Origin of the sequence: Rhodoplanes sp. SY1, from assembly GCF_046000175.1 — a bacterium.
GTDB lineage: Bacteria > Pseudomonadota > Alphaproteobacteria > Rhizobiales > Xanthobacteraceae > Rhodoplanes.
The window spans coordinates 1-961 of sequence record NZ_JBEOMB010000329.1 but is presented as its reverse complement, the minus strand read 5'-3'; the positions used below and the strand labels follow the sequence as shown (position 1 = coordinate 961).

At 72.4% G+C, this 961-nt stretch carries 1 protein-coding gene; it reads left to right on the top strand.

What is annotated here, in order from left to right:
* Positions 1 to 18: 18 nt before the first annotated feature.
* On the top strand, positions 19 to 961 hold a 943-nt coding region (locus ABTU92_RS29445; RefSeq protein ID WP_408095095.1), incomplete at its 3' end, for a hypothetical protein.

Here is a 961-nt window from a genome sequence, read left to right as displayed (position 1 = left end):
AGCCTCCCGGCGGCGCGCATGCTCGAGCAGGAAGCGCGCGGGCTCCTGACCCGGCTCGACCGGGTCAAGACCTTCGCGCTGCTCGAGCCGATGGTACCGGCAGCCTCGCTGCTGCCGGAGGCGCAATCCGCGATCGAGCGCACGCTCGTCGAGGGCCGCCGGGAGCTGCACGGACGCATCGAGGCGTTTCTCGGGTGGCTGGCGCAGGCCCGCCACACCGTGACGGCCGCCGACGCGCAGCGCCGCTTCACCATCCTGCGCCTGCGCTTCCATGCGGTGCTCAACGAGTTCGACATGTTCGTCGAGGTGATCACCCAACGCAGCGAGCACGAGTACGGTACGTGGCTCTCGGGCCTCGACGTCGCCGCGGCCGACGCGCTGACGCTGCCGGACGGCCCTTACGAGGTCCCGCCGATCATCTGTCATCTCGAACGAGGCCCCGGCGCCGCCATCCGCCGCGCCCGCACCCGCCTGCCGGGCGGCCGCGACAACCCGGTGGCGATCATCAGGGTGCCGCGCGAGCGCATGGTCGGCTGCGGCATCGCCTCGTCACTCGTTCACGAGGTCGGCCACCAGGCGGCGGCCTGCCTGGATCTCGTCGGCTCGCTGCGGCCGGTGCTGCAGGGTCTGCAGCGCGGCACGCACGCCGAGCGCGACCTGTGGGCCGTCTGGGAGCGCTGGATCTCCGAGATCGTCGCCGACTTCTGGTCGGTGGCACGCGTCGGGGTCGCCGCCACCATGGGCCTGATGGCGGTGGTCAGCCTGCCGCGCCCGTTCGTGTTCCGGGTCGATCTCTCCGATCCGCACCCGACGCCGTGGCTGCGCGTCAAGCTGAGCGCCGCGATGGGCCAGGCGCTCTATCCGCATCCGCAATGGGCGGTGCTCGCCGCCTTGTGGGAGGAGCTCTATCCGCGCCACGGCCTCGCGCCGGCCCAGCTCGCCCTGTTCGAGCGGCTCGAGG